The sequence below is a fragment of the Halorubrum sp. GN12_10-3_MGM genome (assembly GCF_005435235.1).
GTDB classification, from domain to species: Archaea; Halobacteriota; Halobacteria; order Halobacteriales; family Haloferacaceae; genus Halorubrum; species Halorubrum ezzemoulense.
The window spans coordinates 11,596-29,922 of sequence record NZ_SGUB01000025.1; the positions used below are offsets into that span (position 1 = coordinate 11,596).

General features: G+C 66.8%; 16 protein-coding genes. 10 read left to right on the plus strand and 6 right to left on the minus strand.

The window, feature by feature from the left end; translation table 11 throughout:
* Positions 1-46: 46 nt before the first annotated feature.
* Positions 47-1,084: a hypothetical protein gene (locus EXE47_RS15070; RefSeq protein ID WP_137708492.1), complete on the minus strand. Its 1,038-nt coding sequence runs from the start codon at positions 1,082-1,084 to the stop codon at positions 47-49.
* A gap of 242 nt (positions 1,085-1,326) precedes the next feature.
* Here EXE47_RS15070 and carB point away from each other — a divergent pair, with 242 nt between their 5' ends.
* Positions 1,327-4,557, plus strand: a complete 3,231-nt coding sequence (gene carB / locus EXE47_RS15075; protein ID WP_137708493.1) for a carbamoyl-phosphate synthase large subunit — start codon at positions 1,327-1,329, stop codon at positions 4,555-4,557.
* A gap of 223 nt (positions 4,558-4,780) precedes the next feature.
* Here the strand turns inward: carB and EXE47_RS15080 are convergent, their stop codons facing one another.
* Positions 4,781-5,899, minus strand: coding sequence for a hypothetical protein (locus EXE47_RS15080; RefSeq protein ID WP_137708494.1), 1,119 nt, complete (start codon positions 5,897-5,899; stop codon positions 4,781-4,783).
* Between the two features lie 94 nt (positions 5,900-5,993).
* Positions 5,994-6,539 (minus strand): hypothetical protein, encoded by a 546-nt coding sequence (locus tag EXE47_RS15085; protein WP_137708495.1) that lies wholly within the window; start codon positions 6,537-6,539, stop codon positions 5,994-5,996.
* Between the two features lie 174 nt (positions 6,540-6,713).
* Between EXE47_RS15085 and EXE47_RS15090 the strand changes: the two genes are divergently transcribed.
* From EXE47_RS15090 to EXE47_RS15100, 3 genes are all read left to right on the plus strand, one after another.
* Entirely contained in the window at positions 6,714-7,391 is a 678-nt protein-coding gene (locus tag EXE47_RS15090; protein ID WP_137708496.1) for a hypothetical protein, read from the plus strand.
* A 567-nt stretch (positions 7,392-7,958) separates the two neighbouring features.
* Positions 7,959-8,342: a hypothetical protein gene (locus EXE47_RS15095; RefSeq protein WP_321167015.1), complete on the plus strand. Its 384-nt coding sequence runs from the start codon at positions 7,959-7,961 to the stop codon at positions 8,340-8,342.
* Complete coding sequence (locus EXE47_RS15100; RefSeq protein WP_137708497.1) at positions 8,339-9,310, plus strand: hypothetical protein; 972 nt, start codon at positions 8,339-8,341, stop codon at positions 9,308-9,310. Before EXE47_RS15095 ends, EXE47_RS15100 begins: the two co-directional genes overlap by 4 nt.
* Before the next feature lie 81 nt (positions 9,311-9,391).
* On the opposite strand, the gene EXE47_RS15105 is transcribed toward EXE47_RS15100, so the two are convergent.
* Together EXE47_RS15105 and EXE47_RS15110 are read right to left on the minus strand one after the other, a co-directional pair.
* Entirely contained in the window at positions 9,392-10,510 is a 1,119-nt protein-coding gene (locus EXE47_RS15105; RefSeq protein WP_137692993.1) for a signal peptidase I, read from the minus strand.
* Positions 10,511-11,103: 593 nt separating this feature from the next.
* Positions 11,104-11,697, minus strand: coding sequence for a nitrous oxide reductase accessory protein NosL (locus EXE47_RS15110; protein WP_137708498.1), 594 nt, complete (start codon positions 11,695-11,697; stop codon positions 11,104-11,106).
* 104 nt (positions 11,698-11,801) lie between these two features.
* Here EXE47_RS15110 and EXE47_RS15115 point away from each other — a divergent pair, with 104 nt between their 5' ends.
* From EXE47_RS15115 to EXE47_RS15125, 3 genes are read left to right on the plus strand one after another with little or no spacing between them, the layout of a single operon-like run.
* Positions 11,802-13,826 carry a NosD domain-containing protein gene (locus tag EXE47_RS15115; RefSeq protein ID WP_094495327.1) on the plus strand — a complete coding sequence of 675 codons (2,025 nt, stop codon included), beginning with the start codon at positions 11,802-11,804 and terminating at the stop codon, positions 13,824-13,826.
* Complete coding sequence (locus EXE47_RS15120) at positions 13,823-14,617, plus strand: ABC transporter ATP-binding protein (RefSeq protein ID WP_137708499.1); 795 nt, start codon at positions 13,823-13,825, stop codon at positions 14,615-14,617. The genes EXE47_RS15115 and EXE47_RS15120 overlap by 4 nt, the downstream gene beginning before the upstream one ends.
* On the plus strand, positions 14,614-15,477 hold the full coding sequence (locus tag EXE47_RS15125; RefSeq protein ID WP_137708500.1) for an ABC transporter permease subunit: 864 nt from the start codon (positions 14,614-14,616) through the stop codon (positions 15,475-15,477). The genes EXE47_RS15120 and EXE47_RS15125 overlap by 4 nt, the downstream gene beginning before the upstream one ends.
* A 42-nt stretch (positions 15,478-15,519) precedes the next feature.
* Here EXE47_RS15125 and EXE47_RS15130 read toward each other — a convergent pair whose 3' ends face one another.
* Entirely contained in the window at positions 15,520-15,873 is a 354-nt protein-coding gene (locus EXE47_RS15130) for a hypothetical protein (protein WP_086216664.1), read from the minus strand.
* A 112-nt stretch (positions 15,874-15,985) separates the two neighbouring features.
* Here EXE47_RS15130 and EXE47_RS15135 point away from each other — a divergent pair, with 112 nt between their 5' ends.
* From EXE47_RS15135 to EXE47_RS15145, 3 genes are all read left to right on the plus strand, one after another.
* On the plus strand, positions 15,986-16,498 hold the full coding sequence (locus EXE47_RS15135) for a helix-turn-helix domain-containing protein (protein WP_094520487.1): 513 nt from the start codon (positions 15,986-15,988) through the stop codon (positions 16,496-16,498).
* Between the two features lie 107 nt (positions 16,499-16,605).
* Positions 16,606-17,460 carry a sulfite exporter TauE/SafE family protein gene (locus EXE47_RS15140; RefSeq protein WP_089308781.1) on the plus strand — a complete coding sequence of 285 codons (855 nt, stop codon included), beginning with the start codon at positions 16,606-16,608 and terminating at the stop codon, positions 17,458-17,460.
* A 117-nt stretch (positions 17,461-17,577) separates the two neighbouring features.
* Complete coding sequence (locus EXE47_RS15145; RefSeq protein ID WP_049932567.1) at positions 17,578-18,267, plus strand: SCO family protein; 690 nt, start codon at positions 17,578-17,580, stop codon at positions 18,265-18,267.
* The last annotated feature ends 60 nt before the right edge of the window (positions 18,268-18,327 follow it).

Consider the following 18,327-nt stretch of genomic DNA (forward strand, 5'->3'; position numbering starts at 1 on the left):
TGTCTGCGGCCGGGCGTGCGATCGTTCGGCTGAGCCCGCGAGCGTGCTACGGCGTCACGATGAGATCGAACCGATAGACGCCGTCACGGTACTCGACGACGACGTTCCGGAAGTCGACGCGCTCCTCGTAGCTGTCGATCGGTTCGAGGTCCTCGGCGATACCGAGCGCGCCGAGGGCCTCGCTGAGTTCGTCCGAGGGCGGCGCGCCCTCCTCGTAGCGGCGGGGCTCCTCGGCGATCGCACCGTCAAAGACCCCTTGAGCGGCCTGCGAGAGCCCGGCGTCGGTGAGATTGCGCTCGACGATGGCGTCGCGCGCGTACGCGATAAAGTCGGCCCGCGAGTCGCTGACCTCGCCGTCGGCCCGCGAGTCGCTGACCTCGCCGATCGCGTACGTCCACTCCGGGACTTCGACGGTCCGGCGCTCCGTCACGGCCCGGAAGTACTCGTCCTCGTACTCGACGAACTCGAACGGGGCCGAGGGGACGAGGGCGCTCGCATCGGCGTCGAGCCCGTGATGGAACTCGACGGTCTGTAGCTCGTCGAACTCCGGGTCCCCGAGGAAGCCGTCGTTGCCCGCGTACACGGCGTCGAGCGCCGCGTCGAGCACGCGCTCGTCCTGGTCGGAGAGGTCGAAGGGCGGTTCCGCGACCGCCGCGCCGTCGGGCGGCGTCTCGTCGACCCGGTCGAGCGCGAAGTGCCAGCGCTCGCGTTCGAGGACGCGCTCGTCGGTGATCCGGACCTCGTAGAAGGTCTCGTCCCGGCGGAGGAACGTCGGCCGCGGGCGCGTCTCGGTCCCCCACTCGTCTCGACCGACCAGCGGCCACTGTCTAACGGTCACCGTCCCGGTCTCGAACAGCGCGGAGAGGGACGCGGTCTTGGCTTCGGTCGTGAAGTCGACGCGGGTGGTGGCGTCGATGACCGTGGGATCGGGCCACAGGTAGGGGGGTCCGATCGACGAGAGGTCCAGTTCGTCCCCGATGAGGGCGTACGAGTCGAGGATGCCGGGGCTCAGGCACCCGGCCGTCGCGGCGGTCGCGCCGGCGGTGCCGAGCAGTTGGAGGGCACGGCGGCGGGAACAGGGCATGTCGTCCGGGAGTTCCCGACATCTCGGTAAATTCCTTGCGATGGGCGGCTCAGGCCGTTACGCCGGCGGTGACGCGTCGTACGAGCCGGGCGTCGTGACTCGGTTCCTGACGGCGGTGTCGGCTATCGTGAGATGTCGTAACACTCACCGTGATACGGAATAGCTTGCGAAAATCGCAAATCTACTGCGAGATTCGTACTCTACCGCCGACCTTATTACGATGAGCGTATTCCGTCCGCGTAATGAGCGAAGACCGGACGATTCTCCTTATCGGCAGCGGACCGATCCAGATCGGACAGGCGGCCGAGTTCGACTACTCCGGCGCACAGGCGTGCCGCGCCCTACAGGAGGAGGGCGCCCGCGTCGTCCTAGTGAACTCGAACCCCGCGACGATCATGACCGACCCCGAGACGGCCGACCGGGTGTACATCGAGCCGATCACGCCCGAGGCGATCGCGGAGGTCATCCGGATCGAGGAGCCGGACGGCGTCATCGCCGGGCTCGGCGGACAGACGGGGCTCAACGTCACCGCCGAGCTCGCCGAGGAGGGCATTCTGGAGGAACACGACGTCGAGGTGATGGGGACGCCGCTCGACACCATCTACGCGACGGAGGACCGCGACCTGTTCCGCCGGCGGATGGAGGACCTCGGCCAGCCGGTCCCCAAGTCGACGACCATCTCCTTAGACGAGGGCGAGTCGGTCACCGACTTCGACGAGGCGGCGTTCCGGGGGCGCGTCCAGGAGGCTGTCGACGCGGTCGGCGGCCTCCCGGTCATCGCCCGGACCACCTACACCCTCGGCGGCTCCGGCTCCGGGGTCGTCGACGAGTTCGAGGAGCTCGTCGAGCGCGTCCGCAAGGGGCTCCGCCTCTCGCGCAACAGCGAGGTCCTCGTCACCGAGTCCATCTCGGGGTGGGTCGAACTGGAGTACGAGGTGATGCGGGACGCCGACGACTCCTGTATCATCATCTGTAACATGGAGAACATCGACCCGATGGGGATCCACACCGGCGAGTCGACGGTGGTCACCCCCTCGCAGGTCATCCCCGACGACGGCCACCAGGAGATGCGCGACGCGGCGCTCGAAGTGATCCGCGACCTCGGCATTCAGGGCGGCTGTAACATCCAGTTCGCGTGGCACGACGACGGCACCCCGGGCGGCGAGTACCGCGTCGTCGAGGTGAACCCGCGCGTCTCGCGGTCCTCCGCGCTCGCGTCCAAGGCGACGGGCTACCCGATCGCCCGCGTCACTGCGAAGGTCGCGCTCGGAAAGCGGCTCCACGAGATCGACAACGAGATCACCGGCGAGACGACCGCCGCCTTCGAGCCCGCCATCGACTACGTGGTGACGAAGGTGCCGCGCTGGCCGATCGACAAGTTCGACGACGTGGACTTCGAGCTCGGCACGGCGATGAAGTCCACCGGCGAGGCGATGTCGATCGGGCGGACGTTCGAGGAGAGCATGGTGAAGGCGCTGCGCTCCTCCGAGTACGACCCCGCCGTCGACTTCGAGACGGTGAGCGACGACGAGCTAGAGTCGGAGTACCTCGAACGTCCGAGCCCGGACCGCCCGTACGCGATGTTCGAGGCGTTCGACCGCGGCTACGACGTCGACGACGTGATCGACCTCACCGGCATCCACCGCTGGTACGTCGAGCGCTTCGAGCGCATCGCCGCCGGGACCGCGGCGGCCGCCGAGGGCGACTTCACCGAGGCCGCGATGGTCGGCCGCACCGACGCGGAGATCGCGGCGACCGCCGCCGCCGCCGGCGTCGACGCCGACGTGGGGCAGGTCGAGAGCGCGGTGCCGGACCGGACTTACAAGCAGGTCGACACCTGCGCGGGCGAGTTCGAGGCTTCGACGCCGTACTACTACTCCGCGCGGCTGCCGGAGTTCCTCCGGGGCGCCGACACCGCGGGCGCGGCGAACGAGGTCCGCGTCGACCCCGACGTGGAGAGCGTCGTGGTCGTCGGCGGCGGCCCGATCCGCATCGGACAGGGCGTGGAGTTCGACTACTGCGCGGTCCACGCGGTGCGCGCGCTCCGCGAGCTCGGCATCGACGCGCACGTGATCAACAACAACCCCGAGACGGTGTCGACGGACTACGACACCTCCGACGGGCTGTTCTTCGAGCCCATCTCCGCCGAGGAGGTCGCCGACGTGATCGAGACGACCGGCGCCGACGGCGTGATGGTCCAGTTCGGCGGGCAGACCTCGGTGAACGTGGGCGAACCCCTTCAGGCGGAGATCGAGCGCCGCGGGCTCGACTGCGAGATCCTGGGGACGAGCGTCGAGGCGATGGACTTAGCGGAGGACCGCGACCGGTTCAACGTCCTGATGGACGAACTGGGCGTCGCCCAGCCCGAGGGCGGCACCGCGACGAGCGAGGCGGAGGCGCTCGAACTGGCCCACGGGATCGGCTACCCGGTCCTCGTTCGCCCCTCCTACGTGCTGGGCGGGCGCGCGATGCGCGTCGTCGAGGACGACGCGGAGTTAGAGGAGTACATCGAGGAGGCGGTCCGCGTCTCCCCCGACAAGCCGATCCTCGTCGACCAGTTCCTCGACGACGCGGTCGAGCTGGACGTCGACGCGGTCGCGGACGGCGAGGACGTGCTCCTCGGCGGCGTGATGGAACACGTCGAGAGCGCCGGCGTCCACTCGGGCGACTCCGCGTGCATGATCCCGCCGCGCTCGCTCGGCGACGAGACGCTGGGCCGGGTCCGCGAGGTCACCGAGGATATCGCCCGCGCGCTCGACACGGTCGGACTGCTCAACGTCCAACTCGCGGTGACGGGGGTCGACGACCCCGACGCCGAGAGCGAGGTGTACGTGCTGGAGGCGAACCCGCGCTCCTCGCGGACCGTCCCGTTCGTCTCGAAGGCGACGGGCGTCCCCATCGCCAAGCTCGCGGCGAAGGTGATGACCGACGACCTGACGCTCGCCGACCTCGACGCCGCCGAGCAGATCCCCGAACACCGCAGCGTGAAGGAGGTCGTCCTCCCGTTCGACCGGCTGCCGGGGTCGGACCCGCGGCTCGGCCCCGAGATGAAGTCCACCGGCGAGGTGATGGGCACGGCCACCTCCTTCGGCAAGGCGTACGACAAGGCGCAGGACTCGACCGGGAAGCCGATCCCCGAGTCCGGCACCGCCGTCGTCGACCTCTCGGCCGAGGAGTTCCCGGACCCGGGCACCGAGGCGGGCGAGGCGCTGGTCGCGGGGTACGCCGAGCACTTCGAGCTGAGCGAGGCGACGGACCTGATTGAGGCGGCCAAGCGCGGCGAGCTCGACTTCATCGTCTCGCGCCAGCGCGACCTGCTGGAGGTCGCCGTCGAGGAGGAGATTACCTACTTCTCGACGCAGGCCTCCGCGACGGCCGCGCTGGAGGCGCTCGACCACGCGGGCGACGACCTCGACGTGATGGCCGTCTCCGACCGGCCGAAGCGCGTCGAGCAGTGGGGCGCCGGGGGGTAGCCGACGCGGGACTCGTAGTGCCGTCGACTGCGTCCGCGTTCACCGGGGCGTGGGCTCGCGCAGGTGTCCGGTGAGGACGCGCCATCGTCGGCTGGCTCGGGGTGGAGGTCCGCACCGAACCGCTCGGCGAGTCCAAACTCTCAGGCGGGGTCGTTGGTCGTCAGACTGACACATGGCAGCGTCGATCGTATAAAAACGGCGTCGCGCGGAAACGACCCGACGCTCACGACGGGGGTACGCTCAGATCGAGGGACGGGAACCGCCGATAGCCGGTGACACCACCGGCAACCCCCGAGAAGATGAGCGTCACAGCTAGCTGCCCGATATCTGAAACGCCGGCGCCTGATAACAACCCGGCAACTGCTACCGTGATAACGAACACACCAACGCCGATAGCTGCTTCACGGGATAAGACAGGTTTTAGCCGCTCACGACGCTGTGAGCGGTTAAATCGGAACACCGGCGACTGGTCTCGTAGCCGGGTCTGGACAAGGTAATTTGTGAAGGCTGCGAGTACGCCCCCGAACAATGACCACTGGAGCGTGACGGTTCCAAACTGAAGCCCACCAGGCTCAAGCGCCGGGTCAGCGGCATCTCCGCCACCGTCTGACAGCGTTTCGTTGCTAATAGACTCTTGTGTGTCTGGATCTGTCGAAGATCCGTTCTCACTGTCACCGCTGTCCCCGGTGTTGTCTCCGGCGCCTGGATCCGTCTCACCATCATCGGTGTCACCCGACTCAGTCCCAGTGCCTTCCGTGTCGTCCGTATCGCCACCGCCCGAGTCGGTCTCCGGTCCATTACCGTCAGATTCCTCGGTGTTGTCAGACGCGTCGTCCGTCACACCACCGGGAGATCCAGCACCGCCTCCGTTTCCTTCCGTGGTGTCCTCGTCGGGGATTTTCACCTCAAGATCGACCGCCCCAGTAATACTGGCTTGATCTGTCTCGATGATCACACCGAACGTGACGCTCTCACCCGGCTGAAGTGTTATCTCACCGCTGTCAAAGGTCGCTCCCGTGTCCATCCGCTTGAGAGTGATGTGCGCGCTACTGCTGCTAAGCCCGACTGCTGTGGCATTGTCGCTGTCTTGATACCCGTCGAATCCGACGACGAACAGGTCATCGGCACGAGTGCGGCTTCCGGGTGGCACCCCATCGAACTGGAGACGGACTTCGTCGCTCGCATCGAACTGAACGTACTTGTCCGCGTTCTCACTGTCAGCAGCATCAAGATACACGTTAGATCCGGGTGCGACCTCGTCACCGTCAGTGAACGCCGCAACAGGAGCTGCTGTGCCACTGATGAGGAGGAAAGCGAGCACGACGACACTGGTGCGATTCATGTTGAGACGGGAACTTCGGGATGTATTACTCACACCGCTTTGAGACTGTTCGCGGGGTCGCTACGGCATTGTCACAGTAACGCTATATCCACCACTAGACGCTGTTTGCGACAAACGTGATCTCGGTAATATCATCAAACGTACTTCCATCAACGCTACTGTCCCGGAGATCGATTACGACATCAAGCGACTGTGAACCACCGTCGGTGGAAACCTCAACGGCGTTGGTGCTGCCAACGATTGAGTTGCTATCGGTTGCAGTCTGGAGGTCAAGCACATCAGCGCTTTCAGTTCCCACGGGCACTGAGCTTTCGTCTTCGATATAAATGTCAACGGCTGGGTCACCAGCTCCTCCGTTGTTCGTCACGGTGAGCGCGTCTTCGAACACCGTCTTCGCCCGGTCGTTGAGGTCGGATTTGGAAACGGTGATGACATTAACACTGCTGGAGTCCGTACTAGTTCCGATAATGCTGCTTGCCCCACTCCCCGGGGAGAACCCGATCCGAGCGCTCTCGTCCTTTTGAACCGAGAGATCGACCGTTCGGTTCGCGCTAACTGTGGTGAATGCGCCAGATCCAAACGCAGCCCCGACGCCGATACTCGACAGGCCGATACCCGCGAGCAGTGCTCGTCTTTGCATTATCGTTTTATACACCCTAGGGAGGTATAATATTGAGCCGCTTTAGCCATCTCGCCGGATCGAGTGAGTGGTTCAGGGTGTGCCTGAAGCGGCTCGCTGTCGCTAAATGTGGCAGTTAGAATCCTAACCCGGCGGTTTACTAAGTAGATGCCCTGCTTACTGTAGAGTACATCCATGAAAATGAACCGACGGAGTGTGTTAGGTGCGATCGGGGTTGTGGGCGTTGGAACGGGTGCGGCGTTCGGGTCGGGCGCGTTTAGCTCGACGACGGCACAGCGTGCGGTCGAAGTCAACGTGTTCGGTGCGGGCGTCAGTGATTCAGGAGTTGATGGCCTCGTCTCTGGATTGACTGAGACGGAAGAAAAAGATCTCGCGGACGACATCACCGCCAACTTTGTCGATGTCCTCGTCGACGCGTCGTCTGACACCGTCGATATTTATAACGAAGCTGGTGACAGTAGGGAATCTACTGATGGCACTGATATATTCCCTGAAAATCCGAATTCAACAGAAACGTACTCCGGAATAGGAAGCAACTACGTCAGTCTCGTTGCCAACGACGTGACGATTGTGTTCGGTGATGACAACGGTCTACCGCCGAACTCTACAGTGAGCTACGACGAGCTGTTCGCCTTCGTCGAGAACGATACTACTAGCTACAATGTTACGTTCGGAGATACGAACGGTGGTAGCATTCTTTCTTCCGTCAACGAATCTGACGTTAGCAGCGGGTCTACGGTTGAGGTGTCCTCGAGCTCGTCATCGCCGGTAAACGCTGAGGTAGAAACCGGAACTAGCGGCAACAGTCGCGAGGCCTTGGATATCCGTATTGAAGAGACCCCGTCCCCGTAACGCGCCGTAGCGGGGGTGTGAATTCACACGGACTCGTTCGTGGTGCGTCGGCTCATCCAATTTCGCTGTTTGCGGTCGTGGTAAGTGAAGGATAATCAAGAAGAGTAGCTGTATCGAGAGTGATAATCCTGTGACTCTGTGCCGAACACTCTCGTCAATGATTTTGCGTGGTGTCCGCTCTCATTCTACAGAAGCTAACTCAGTACACCCGGTAAAAGCTCTGTATAGAGCGTGTTCCGACACAGTACACTGAGCTCCCGTCCCACTGCTTTCTTAGATTAATACCGCGATGTTCGTTTCACTAAAATATATAAAGTCTTATTACTATCTGATACATCTGTTAATATATACTTACAGAGAAGACGACGCCGTCGTCTTTTCTCCCGTACCATGAGCGCGTTATCCCAACCCACACAAACTAGTACGCAACTGTCACACACTGATATACACGACCTATTGAGTAACTCGCGACGCCGGCATACAATTCACATCCTGAAGCGTGACGACGGCGAAGGCGCTCTATCGAGCATCGCTGAAGAGGTCGCGGCGTGGGAAAATGACAAACCAGTGGCAGCGGTCGAATCAAGCGAACGCCATCGCGTGTACACCTCGATTCAACAGAACCACATCCCCCGATTAGAGCGCGCTGGCATCATCACACACGACAGGGGCGATCTCGAGTTGACCAGCGAGGCTGACAGGCTTGACCTCTATATGGACGTTGTTCCCGACGACTCAATCCCGTGGGGCGAGTATTATCTGGGGTTGTCTGCGTTCTCACTCGGACTCGTTGCCGCGGCGTGGGTTGGCGTGTTCCCGGCGTCGATTCCGACCCTGATGTGGGCAGCACTCATCGGGCTGCTCTTTGCTGGGTCATCGGCGTATCACGTGTATGAAAGTAGTCAACAGTTGCTCGGTAATAGCGAAAAGCCACCAGAGTTCAACGCATGACCCGAGACCACAGGTGGACTCGACGAGCCGCACTCGGATTCCTGGGGGCGGGCTTTGGCTTAGCGGCGATCAGTACCGATGCGGCAACACGCGTTCACTCGGATCGGGCCGTCGAACTCACGACAACCACTGATTCGACGGCGTTGTTGCCGCTCGAGGAGGAATCGCCATTCACTCCGATCAGTAGGCAGAATCCGTCGACGGTGATCTATACGATACTGGCCAGTGAAAGTGATACAGAATATACGTTCTCGGAGCTTAGTGTGACGGTTACGGATGTCTTAGACAGCTCAGGCACCTCGATCACTACTGAGGCGGTCGAAACGTCGCTAGATGAAACCGGAAGTGGAGACTACGCCGTAACGCTGGCGTGTGCTGACTCAGCAGGTGGATTCAGTGGGGAATACTACGTCACGTTAGCACTCGTCGCCGACACTGAATCGTTCTCCGTCGACGCGACGCGAACGACGGGAGAGGCGGTAAGTATCACTTGTCCGATCGATTACGGGAACGCAAACAACTACAGTGACGATGCTGCTGGCGAGGCCGCCCGTCCCGGCGACGCGGCCACTGGTACGGTTGTGGGTTCACAGAACGTGAACAACGGAGACAATGGGTCGTCTGCGGATCTGAAAGGTAGTGGCGGTAACGGGCTCTACGTCGGATTCAAGCTTCCGCCTGTTCCGTCTGCTACCACGTACGCGCTCGAGATTGAGGCATCGGAGACGACTGGAAACCTCATCGCGTATCTTGTGGATGGGAGCGGAGACAGGGTGATCTTCGTGGACGAGAACGGAACCGAACTGAGCTCAGAATTCGTCCTGAAAAATAGGAATCGCCCGTTCGAGTTTACTGTTGAGCCGGAGAACGATATTAGCAACAGCGAGCTGTTTTTGATATTCGAGGGGGGTACGAGTGGGCAGAACGCCAGTAAACTGGAGGGGTTCAGTTTCGAACCCTCGGAGTAGCCGCACGGCACTTACCTTTTTGTCCGATTGTGGTTCCTGTCAAGGGAATTATAAATTCACCGCAGTATAGTTCAGAGCAGTTCACACTCGGCTTCGACGGCGCCGCGTTCGCCGTGGCCCGAGGCCGAAGGCCGCGCCGATGAGTGTCGTGGTCGTCCCGATGATCAATAGGTTGAACGCGGCGATCGCGACGAGCGGGTGAATTGCGTGAAGCCGTGTAATAACTGTCGCCGGCGCAATGAGGAAATAGCGGTGCTCAGACACTGTTACCACTGCTTGCTCTCCTGGTGGGGGTGCTGTCACAGTCAAGCTCGCGGTTGCTGACTGGCCGCGAGGGACAACTAACTCCTCACGCCCGAGCTCTCCCTCTGGATGTGTCGTCTCAAGCAGTACGAGCATCGTTACAAGCCCACCGTTTTCGGCAGTGAGACTGGTGTCGACGGCTTCTCCTGCCGTTGTGCCGGCTGGCAGGTCATCGCCGTCAACGACGATCTGATGCGTACCCGTCGGTGCGAACATCGCCGCATTTGCCGGGACGAGAATCAAGAACGCGAGGCCGAGTGCCACCCACCGACCGTCGATACCTTGATCGTCAAATCGAGATCGACTGCGGATACGGTCGCGTGTATGTGACGTGCGCAGGTTGTCAGCGAACACGGCCAGCAGCAAGACCAAGCCGACCGCGATAAACAGTCCACTGAGGCCCTCTGAATCAGCGGTTGCTTCGATTCCAAGAGCTTCTGCCAGCGTTGTCTGTAGACGCGTTGCGGTCTCTCGAACCGCTTCGATACCAGTACCGAGCCGTGGGATTCGGACGACTTGCCCGTTCACCTGAAGTACGGTTGCGACAATCCGCCCGTCCGTTACGACCGGCTCATCGCCATCTTGGTCCGTGAATGGATTGTTGTCCCCTTGCGTGAGGTAGCCGGTGTCAGTCTCTCCGACTACTCGGTGCGTTGTGAGCCCGCCACCCTGTAGCTCAACGGCCTCGAATACGACTACGTCTCCAGTCTCGATATCACCGCCTAGCTGCGCCGGGACCGCAACGAACCCATCACCGGCTTCCAGTGTGGGGGCCATGCTCTCTGAGGTAACGAACCCCAGCAGGACCGGCTGGCCGGTGAGTTGTCCCACAACCAGTGCGACAACTGCGATAACCGCGAGCACGGCAAGGACATCTGTCGCGGTTCGCCGCAGCATACGATGTTTTCGAGTCGTCTGTGTTTTAACGTAGCGCTTCGTTCGACGTGTACCCTGAGTCAGTCCACGACCGCTGTTGTACTAACGTTACGAGTTCGGATAGTATGACTCACAGAGCCGTTCAAACGGCTTCACGGCGTGTTATCGTTTGTTAAGGAGTCGCAGGGCGACGAGCACGGCGACTACAAGCCCAACTGAGGGAACCTGTGGACGTGAGCCCGTATCGCGATGAATTTCGAACAGCCGAACCCACGGCGACCCGTCGCGTCTGCTCTTCGTATCGCCCGTCTCTGAGTTCCGGCGTCTTTCCGTCGGTGCCGAGATTCATCTCGCATTCCGGTAGGCGTGATACGCCGCGGTGCGGTGAAGCGCATCCCGATGACCGTCGCCCACGCGAGGCGCGGCACCGGCTCCGGGAAGACACCGGACGGGACGACAGCGACGAGACTAAGCGAAACCGGACCCGATCCGAGATGACAGCACGCCGCAACTCGTCACGACGTTGGCCTTCTCGGCCGTCGTCGGCGGCGTGTCCGGCGTCAGAGGGCTCCCGAGAATCTGAGCTCACCCTCCGGATGAACCGGTATCCGACCCTACAGCGCCTCAAGCGTCGCGCGGTCCACCTCGGTGGCGGGCATCGCCTCGCCGCCGTACTCCGCGACGAAGTCCTCCACGTCGTCCTCGTCGGTGAACGGGACCAAGTCCGGCCCCATCGCGCCGATCACCTCGCTGCGCGCGACGACCGTGAGGGTCGTCTCGCGGGCGAACGCCTCGCTTTCGACGTGCGAGGAAAACATCGTGTCGCCGCCCTCCTCGAACACCTCCTGGTCGACCGCCGAGTAGTCGGTGAGGAAGGTCGCGAGCGGCGTCCGTCCCGCGTCCGCCGCGTCGAACCGGTAGGTGTACGTACAGGTGCCGCTACAGAACTGCGCCGGGCGCCCGCCCTCCGGCTCGTCGTCCTCGAAGTGGACCTGCCCGACCGTTCCGGGGTGGTCCGCGACGATCATCCCGCACTGGTCGCAGGCCTGGTCGTCGTCGATCGAGACGGGGGACACGGACTCTGACCCTCCGCCGGCACAGCCGGCGACCGCGGCGGCGCCGCCGGCGGCGAGTCCGGCGAGCAGGCGTCGCCGCGGGATGTTCTCGCGTCGGTCGGGTGCGCTCGTCGGCTGGTTGTCGCTCGTCATAGTTGTATTTGGAATACCGGGCTATTAGCCCCTCTGGACGCGTTCAACGGTTCGTTCGAGGAACGAACCAGACGTTCTAAGGCGCTGCCGATCGAAGCGGACGCGTGGCAGTTTTCGACCCCGCTACCGCCCGGTCGCGTCGCCTCCGGCTCGCGCTCCTCGGGCTCGTCGCGCTCGCCGCGGTCGCGACCGCGGGCGCGTTCGCCGCGGACCCGAGCGAGTCGGTACCCGAGCCGGTGCGGTTCGACGACGCGGTCGAGCTGGGGCTCTCCTCGGAGACGGACGCGCTGATGGCCGGCGACGCGACGCTCCCGCGCGTCCAGGTGTTCTACTCGCAGCTCCAGTACGTCGTCGGGTACAACGGGATCGCCTCGTTCGTCGACTCGCGCCGCGACGGGCGGACGGAGCGCCAGTTCGGCTATCCGCTCGTCGCGTACGTCGAGACGTTCGACCATCGGGACCCGGGCACGACCGAGTCGGGGCTGTTCGCCGCGGGCGGCGCGGGCGGCTGGACGCCCGTCGGAGAAGCGCGGTACGTGGTCGACAGCGACGCGCGGACGCCGGCCGGGCCGGTCGTCGTCCCATTCGCGAGCCGCGACGCCGCGGCGGCGTTCGCCGACGAACACGGCGGCTCCGTCGTCGGCTGGGCGGCGGTCCGAAGTCGGTCGTTCGACGTCGACTCCGCGGCGACCGTGCGGGCGCTCGCCCCGGACCGCTGGCGGACGGCGAACGACCGGATCGCCGCGGCGGAGCGGCGCGCGGACCGCCCGGCCTCCGTCGTCGTCGGCGAGGACGCCCCCACGATCGGCGCCGCGGTCGCGGCCGCGCCGCCGAACACGACGGTCCGCGTCCCGCCCGGGACCTACGAGGAGACCGTGACGGTGAACCGGTCCGTGACGATCGCCGGCGCGGGCAGCGGCACCGGCCCCGGAGCGACCCGCGTCGTCGGCGACGGGAACGGGTCCGTGATCACCGTTCACGCGCGCGACGTGGCGGTCACGGGGCTGCGGATCGCGGGCACGGGGAACCGCACCCGCGACCCGGAGGCGGCCCGCGCGTCCCGCGAGAGCGAGGGCGGGACGTGGGACACGAACATCCAGCTTGGCTACGGCTACGGCGACGCCGGGATCAAGGCGGTCGGCGCGCCCGGGCTCGTCGTCGACGATGTCGCCGTCGACACGGAGGCGAGCGGGATCCTGTTGCGCGACGGGTCGCATGCGACCGCGAGCGGACTCCTCGTCGAGGGGACCGACGAGTGGCAGGACGGGTTCATGGGCGTCACCGGGATGAAGTCGCGCGTCACCGTCACCAACAGCCGGTTCGAGGGCGGACGCGACGGGATCTACCTCCACCGCGCCGACGGCTCGATCGTGCGGAACTCGACGTTCGTCGACAACCGGTACGGGACGCACCTCATGTACACCGGCGACGCGCTGGTCGCGGACAACGCCTTCCGGAACGAGCTGTTCGCCGGAGTCACCGTGATGACGCGGCCGGCCGGCAACGCGATCGTCGGCAACGACGTCCGCAACTCCAGCGCGGGGATCCAGGCGTCCGGCACGCGGACGTACGTCGGGTACAACACGCTGGTCGGGAACGAGCTCGGCTTCTCGACGAGCGCCCGGGGGTCGCTGTACGAACACAACGTCGTCGTCGACAACGAGCTCGGCGCGCGGGCGACGACCGTGGTCCCCTCCAGCCGGGTCGTCGCGAACGACTTCGTCGGCAACGGCGACCACGCCACGGCCGGGGCCGGGGCGCTCCGCGTGTGGGCCGACGGCGACCGCGGGAACTACTGGGACGGCGCGAGCGTCGGCCCGCACGCTCCCGGGAGCCGGGCGTATCGTCCGACTTCGCCCGTGGACGCCGCGCTCCACCGCCACGTGAGCGCGGCCGCGGTGCGCGAGTCGCCCGCGGCGCGGCTGCTCGACGCCCTCCGGGGGACCGTCCCCGGCGCCCGCTCGGGGAGCATCATCGACCCCGCGCCGGCGGCCGCGCCGTACCACCCCGAGCGGGTCGACGCGGTCACCGGTGCGGGCGCCGACGCCGACGGACCGGTCCGAGCGGACTGGCGGGCCGCCGGCGAGCCCGCCGGAAACGCCACGGCGACCGCGGAGGGGTCGGCGTGAGCGAGCCGACGCTCGCGGCCGTCGACGGCGTCACCCGAACCTACGGCGGCGTCCCGGTCCTCGATGGCGTCTCGCTGTCGGTCGAGGCCGGCGTCACCGCCGTCGTCGGCCCCAACGGGTCCGGCAAGTCGACGCTCCTCGGGATCCTCTCGGGCGCCGTCGAGCCCACCGCGGGGAGCGTCCGGTACCCCGAGGGCGGCCCGCGCGCCGGGTCCGAGAAGCACGTCGGGTACCTGCCGCAGCGGGTGCCGTTCCGCGACGGGTTCACCGCCCGGGAGACGCTCGGGTTCTACGCGGCGCTGGCGGGCGGCGACCCGGACGCGGCGCTGGCCGGCGTCGGGCTGTCCGACGCGGCCGGAAAGCGGGTGGGAGCCCTCTCGGGCGGGATGCGGCGACTGCTCGGGATCGCGCAGGCGACGCTCGGCGACCCGGACGTGGTCGTCCTCGACGAGCCGACGAGCGGGCTCGACCCGGAGATGCGGGAGCGGGCCTTCCGGGCGGCGGCCCGCGCGGGTGACGACGCCGCCGTCGTCGTCAGCTCGCACGACCTCGACCTCGTCGACGCGCACGCGGACGCCGTCGTCGTCCTCCGTCGCGGTCGGGTCGCCGCGGCGGGGGCGCGCGACCGGCTCCTCGACGACCACGGGGTCGACGGCGTCGCCGAGCTGTACCGCGCGGTCGCGGGCGGCGCCGAACCGCCGGCCTCGCCCGCCGAAAGCGAGTCAGCGGACGACGGAGAGGGGGGTCGGGACGACGGCGAGGTCCACGTCACGGGGGTGTCAGAGCGATGAACCGGCGACTTGGCGGGGTCTGGGTCGTCTTCCGCCGTGAACTGGCCACGGTGCGGCGGACGCCCGGGTACGCCGTCCTCGCGGTCGGCCTCCTCGTCGTCCTCGGCGGGCTCGTCGCGGTCGGCGGCGGCGGCGCGACCGGGTTCGTGCCCGCGGTCGTCGACCTCCTCTTACCGACCGAAGTGTTGGTGCCGCTGCTGGCGGTCGTGCTCGGCTACCGCGCGCTGTTCGCCGACGCGGCGAGCGGGGAGCTCGGCGTGATCAGGACGTACCCGGTGAGCGCGGCCGGGTACGTCGTCGGCGTGCTGCTCGCGCGGACGGCCGCGCTCGTTGTCCTCGTCGGCGGGCCGTTCGCGCTCGTCGGCGCGTACGTGTGGCTCACCGCCGCGCCGGACACGGGGATCTTCGCGACGCACTCGGGCGTCGACTCGCCGGTGCTGTTCCTCCGCTTCCTCGCGCTTGTCGTCCCGTTCGGCGCGGCGTACCTCTCGCTGTCGGCTGCGGTGTCGACGATCGCGACGACCCGGCGGAGCGCGTTCGCGCTCGGCCTCCTCGCGCTGCTCGCCGGCGTCCTCGGCGGCGACCTCGCGGTGCTCCGGTCGCTGTCGGCCGGGGCGTCGCCGAGCGGGATCGCCGGCTCGCTCGCCCTCTCGCCGAACGGGGCGTTCAGGGGACTCGTCTTCGAGCACGTCATCGGCGTCTCCTTCGCGCCGGAGGGCGGGTTCGTCGACACCGGGCGGGCGGTGGCCTCGCTCGTCGGGTGGATCGTCGTCGGGGGCGTCGCGGCCGTCGCCGCCATCGCGCTCGGTCCCCGCGTCGACGTCGCGGTCGAGCACCTCCGCGCGCGGCTCGACCGATGAGCCGGTCGGTCGAATCGACCTGAAGCAAGCCGGCCGGTCGACTCACTTCGAGGCCGCGTCGTCGCCGATCGCCCCGGGCGCGTGGGCGTACACCGCGTAGAGGACGAGCGCGGCGATCAGGAAGTCGAGGCTGTGCGCGAGGAGGTGGTGGACCGGCATCGGCACGACCCCGAGGACGGTCCCGACGCCCACCACCGAGCGGGCCAAGAGCGCGCCGACGGCGAGGGAGATCAGTCGGTACTGCGCTCGGCGGCGGCGGCGGTACGCGGCGAGGCTGACGGCGAAGAGGAGGCTCGTCCCGAGTCCGGCGGCGACCACGACCGCCAGGATCGGGAGCGATCCCTCCACGGACCAGCCGGCGAGCGCCGGCACCTCCCCCGGGATCGACTGCGTCACGGGTCGCCCTTGGGAGGGGACGGATAAGAAGACGTTCCCGTTCGCCGTTCCCAGACGGGGGGACCGCACGAGCGCCTTTTATTCCAGAGGCGGGTAGTACGGACAGTCAGGAATGTCGGACACCAGAGCCCGGATCCGACGCCACGTCCGCGACACGCCCGGCGTCCACTTCAACCGGATCGGTCGCGACCTCGAGATCGCGACCGGGCAGGCGCAGTATCACCTCCGCCGGCTCGTCCGCGACGGCGAGCTCGCGGTCGAGCGGATCGGCGGGCGGGCACACTACTTCGACCCGACGGTCGACCCGTGGGACCGACGGACCCTCGCGTTCCTCCGGCGGGAGACGGCCCGCGAGATCGTCGTCCGCCTCCACGCCGCGGGACCGACGCGGCCGTCGGCGCTCGCGGACGACCTCGACCTCGCGCGGAGCACGGTGTCGTGGCACGTCTCGACGCTCGCCGACCACGGGATCGTCGAGAAGTCCCCCGACCGGCCGATGACAGTCTCGCTCGCCCGGCCGGACCGCACGGCCGCGCTCCTCGACGAGGTGTCGCCGTCGCTCCCCGACCGCATCGTCGACCGCTTCGTCCGCACCGTCGACTCGCTCTTCGACGCCGACGGGTGACGCCGCCGACCGGGTGGCGGCTCCCCCCGGACCGACGCCGCGCGCGAACCGCTCCCGTTCGCCGATCGCACCAGATCGGTTAGCGGTCTCCGGTACCTCCGTCCGATATGGACCTCTCCAGCCTCGGCGCGCTCCGAGCGCTCGTCGCCACCGGCGGCGGCGCGACGTGCGAGCCGACCGGCTCCCTGTACGCGACCGACTCGCTCGGCCTCGGCGTCTTCCTCCTCATCGGGCTGCTCGGCGGAGCCCACTGCCTCGGCATGTGCGGTCCACTCGTCGGCACCTACGCCGACCGGATGCGGTCCGCGGAGGCCGGCGGACGCGACGGGCGGGACGACCTCACCGTGCGGCAGGTCCGGCAGCACGCGCTGTTCAACCTCGGCCGGACCGCGAGCTACGCGACGCTCGGCGGTCTCTTCGGCCTCGCCGGGAGCCTCGCGTTCGTCACGGGGCGGACGGTCACGACCCTCGCAGACGACGTCCACGCGCTCACCGGAATCGCGGTCGGCGGGGTGATCGTCGCCCTCGGCGCGCGCTACGCGCTCCGGCTGGAGTTCGAGTCGCTCCCGATACCGGGGTTCGACCGGGCGGCCGCGGCGGTGAGCGACCGGATCGTCGCCCGCGTCGACGCGTGGGTCGGCGACTGGCGCATCCTCGGGCTGGGGGCGGCACACGGGTTCCTGCCGTGCCCGCTGCTGTACCCGGCGTTCCTGTACGCGTTCGTTCAGGGGAGCGCGCTCGGCGGCGCCGTCTCGCTGGGCGTCCTCGGCCTCGGGACGGTTCCGGCGCTCCTGTTGTTCGGGACGGCCTTCCAGTCGATGCGCCTCGAGACCCGGCTCCGGTTCCACCGCGTCCTCGGCGTCGCGTTCGTCGCGCTCGGCTACCTCCCGCTCCAGCACGGGCTCGCGACGCTCGGCGTCCCGCTGCCGCATCCGCCGATCCCGTACTACACGCCGTTTTGAGGGATCGACGGCGCCCCGGGAGCCCGCGCACCCAATATCCCAATTCCCACCCGCCGCGGCCGCTCGTTCGTCGATCGCACCAGACGCGTTATGCGCCGCTCGGCCCTTCACACGGGTATGAATCGCCGCACGCTGCTCGCCGGGGCCGGAACGGTCGCGTCCGGCTCCCTCGCGGGCTGTACGTCGCGTCTGTTCGGCGGGACGCCGGACGGCGTCGTGCTCGACCCGCAGGAAGACCAGATCGCGGACAGCGAAGACCTCGCGTACCCCGCGTACGGCCAGCCGCTGCCGTCGTTCGAGCTGTCGGCCCCGCTCGCGGAGAAGACGTTCGACAGCGACGCGCTCGACCGGACCGCGCTCGTGACGGGCGTGTTCACCTTCTGCCCCGCGGAGTGTTCGATCCTGCTCCGACAGTGGGCTCGGATTCAGGGCCGCGTCGCGGACGCGGGGCTGACGGAGGACGTGTACTTCCTCCCGATCACGTTCGATCCCGAGCGCGACGACGCGGCCGCGCTCCGCGAGAACGCCGCGTCGGTCGGCGCCGACCTCGACGCGGGCAACTGGCTGTACCTCCGGCCCGAGACGCCGGCCCGCGCGAAGACGGTGGTCGAGGACCGACTGGGGATCGCCTTCGAGCGGACGACCGAGAGCGAGCGCCTCCCCGGGTACGACTTCACGCACATGGTGGTGACGTTCCTCGTCAACCCCGACGGGATCGTCGAGCGCGCCTACCGCGGCGAGCGGGTCGACCGGGACCGCGTCGTCGCGGACATCGAGCGGGTCGCGTCGGCGTTCGCCGACGAGTGACGCGGCGACCGGGGCTGACGGCTCGGCGCTGCGGGTCACCGGGAGTCGCCCGATCGGAGG